Raw genomic sequence first — 3,202 nt, forward strand, 5'->3', positions numbered from 1 at the left:
GGCAAGCGCGTCGGCATCCGCTCCTTCACGACGACAACAGGCGCGTGGCTGCGCGGGATTCTCGCCAATGATTACGACGTCGATCTGGGTGCCATCGACTGGATCACTTTCGAGGATCCGCACGTCGCAGAATACATCGACACGACCACGAAGGCGCCGGCCGGCAAGGCGATTATGCAGATGCTGTTCGACGGCGAACTCGATGCGGTGCTCGGCGAGAAAAGCGATGATATCAGGGTAAGGCCGTTGTTCCCCGATGCGGCGAAGGAAGAGCAGGCGTGGTTTGCGAGCCGCGGCGTGGTCCCGGTCAACCACATGACAGTCGTTAGCAGAGAGCTATCGAGCAAGCACCCGGCGATCGTCAGGGAAGTGCATCGCATGTTGCAGGAGAGCAGGGCCGCCGCCGCAGGGAAGTCGCCATCGTTCAGCGATGCCGAACTGACCGGCTCGATCGAGCTGATCACAAAATTCTCCGCGCAGCAGGGGCTGATTCCCCGAGCCTATGCGGTGAACGAATTGTACGATCATGTGACCCGCGCGCTGCGATAGGGTACGCGTTCTCAGCCGTCATTGCGAGGAGCCGTTGCGACGAAGCAATCCAGTCTTCGCTTGTAGCTTTCTGGATTGCTTCGCTTCGCTCGCAATGACGGCCGCTGGCACCGGAGATGACCTATGACCAACAACATGCCCCCCGAACCGATTTACGATCTCGCCCATCTCGGCCACATGGAAATGCTGACGCCGAAGCCGGACGAGAGTCTCAAGTTCTTTGTCGACGTGATGGGCATGACCGTCAGCGGCCGGCAGGGCGAATCCGTCTATCTGCGCGGTTGGGACGACTACGAACGCTCCACGCTGAAGCTGACGGCGTCGAATACGTCTGGCATGGAGCACATGGCGCTGCGCGCGCGCAGCCCGCAGGCGCTGGAGCGCCGCGTGGCCGCGCTCAAAGGCTCCGAATTCGCTATCGGCTGGACCGACGGCGATCTCGGCCACGGTCCAGCCTATCGCTGCCGCGATCCCGACGGCCATATCGTCGAACTGTATTACGAGACCGAATGGTACGAGGCGCCGCCGGAATTGAAGCCGGCGCTGAAAAACCAGGCGCAGCGTTTTCCCGCCCGCGGCATCAATGTGCGCCGGCTCGACCACCTCAACTGCCTCGCGGTGGACATCAAGGCGAACCGGATCTTCTTCGAGGACTACCTCGGCTGCCGCCTGACCGAGCAGATCGTGCTCGACGACGGCACCGAGGCGGCGATGTGGCTGACTATGTCGAACAAGAGCTATGATTTCGCCTACTCGCGCGACCACTCCGGCACCAAGGGCCGCTTCCATCACGTCACCTACGCGCTGGACAGCCGCGAGGACATCCTGCGCGCCGCCGATATCTTCCTCGAGGCCGGCATCCACATCGAAACCGGCCCGCACAAGCACGCGATCCAGCAGACGTTTTTCCTCTATGTCTACGAACCCGGCGGCAACCGCGTCGAGGTGGCGAACGCCGGCGCGCGGCTGATCCTGGCGCCGGACTGGAAGCCGATCGTGTGGAGCGAGGAGGAGCGCAAGAAGGGCCAGGCCTGGGGCCTCAAGACCATCGAGTCCTTCCACACGCATGGAACGCCGCCGGTGGCGTAACCGGCCGTTACTCTGGTACGCGTCTTGCTTTGTCCCATGTCGGGTGTGGTTTCTGACAGGGGGCGAGCATGGGCAGTTCTGAATTACGGGCCGACATTCACAGCATCGAGCCCATTCCGGACGCGGATCGGGATTCCACCGGGCCGCAGCAGATGTGGATCTGGGCCGGGGCGAACATCGCGCCGGTGAACTGGGCGCTCGGCGCGCTCGGCATCATCCTCAAGCTCGGCCTGCTGGAGACCATCGCGGTCATCGTTATCGGCAACCTGTTCGGCTGCGCGATCTTCGGCGCCTTCACCGTGATGGGCCACAAGACCGGCGTCAACCAGATGGTGCTGAGCCGCTCCGCCTTCGGCCGCCGCGGCGCTTACCTGCCGAGCCTGCTGATGTTTTTGATGACGCTGGGCTGGATCGGCGCGAATACCTACTTCCCGGTCAAGATATCGATGGCGATCCTCGCCCAATTCGGCGTCGCCGATACCTGGATCGCCAACTTCATCGTCATCACCATTGTCATGGTGCTGCAGGTGGCGATCGGCATCTACGGGTTCTATGCGATCCGCACTTTCGAAAAATACACCGTGCCGGCCACCGTCGCCATCATGGTGCTGATGAGCATTCTGGCCTGGAGCCAGGCCGGCGTGGTCAACTGGGGCCTGAAGAGTTCGCTGCCGCCCGGCGCGCATCTGGCGATGCTGTCGCTGCTGATGACCGCGGTCGGCGTCGGCTGGGGGATCTCCTGGGTGACCTGGGCCTCGGACTATTCGCGCTTCGTGCCGCGCAGCGTCTCCTCCAAGCAAGTGTTCTGGTACAGCTATATCGGCATGTTCGTGCCGTCGGTATGGCTCGCCATCCTTGGCGCCACCATCGCCTCGGTGACGCTGGATGCCGATCCCGCCAAGATGGTCAGCGCGGTGTTCGGCGGCGTCGCCAGCATTCTCGTGCTGCTGATGGTGCTGCACGGCCCGATCGCCAGCAACATCCTCAATGTCTATTCGGCTGCGTTGGCGGCGCTCAGCATGGGGCTGAAGCTGTCGCGTACGGCGCTGGCGCTGATCGTCGGCGTCGCCGGCTACGCGGTGACGGTCTACTTTATCTCCGCGCCGTCGTTCGCGAAAGCCTTCGACAACTGGCTGATCAGCCTGCTGCTGTGGATGAGCCCGTATGCCGGCGTCATCCTCGCCGACTTCTTCATCAAGCGGAAAGGCGTGATCGACGTCGCCGAACTCTACAAGTCGCCGGAGACCAGCGCCTATGGCGATATCAACTGGGCCGGTACCATCGCTTTCCTGGTCGGCCTAGTCGCCGGCTGGTCTGTGCAGGACGGCTTGGTGCCGGCATTGCAGGGGCCGATTTCGATCAACCTGCTGGGAGGAGCGGATCTGAGCTGGCTGGTCGGCATTTTGGTCGCAGGCGGCGCTTATCTCGCGCTCGACAAGTTCACCGCAACGGCGCCGGCGGCGTTGCCCGCGGCAGAGTAGGGAGGCGGGTGAGCAGGTCGCGCGGTGCGCGGCCTGTCTCGTCAAATTCGACCCGTCGTGCCTTTGTTCGACGGGGTACGCGC

The 3,202-nt window shown here is 63.2% G+C and carries 2 protein-coding genes and 1 pseudogene; all 3 read left to right on the top strand.

Annotated features, from left to right (window positions below; genetic code table 11):
• A pseudogene (locus JWR89_RS08860) lies at window positions 1-549 on the top strand (hypothetical protein); the annotation flags it as partial.
• A gap of 135 nt (window positions 550-684) precedes the next feature.
• A complete protein-coding gene (locus tag JWR89_RS08865; RefSeq protein ID WP_299714493.1) occupies window positions 685-1,638 on the top strand; it encodes a catechol 2,3-dioxygenase in 954 nt (317 codons plus the stop codon).
• Between the two features lie 68 nt (window positions 1,639-1,706).
• A complete protein-coding gene (locus JWR89_RS08870) occupies window positions 1,707-3,119 on the top strand; it encodes a cytosine permease (RefSeq protein ID WP_299714490.1) in 1,413 nt (470 codons plus the stop codon).
• Window positions 3,120-3,202 lie beyond the last annotated feature (83 nt).

The organism is Tardiphaga sp., assembly GCF_028290785.1.
Taxonomy (GTDB): domain Bacteria; phylum Pseudomonadota; class Alphaproteobacteria; order Rhizobiales; family Xanthobacteraceae; genus Tardiphaga.

Excerpts from the sequence above, each read along its gene's own strand:
- JWR89_RS08870 (WP_299714490.1), top strand. The coding sequence starts at position 1,707 with ATGGGCAGTTCTGAATTACGGGCCGACATTCACAGCATCGAGCCCATT.
- JWR89_RS08865 (WP_299714493.1), top strand. The coding sequence starts at position 685 with ATGCCCCCCGAACCGATTTACGATCTCGCCCATCTCGGCCACATGGAA.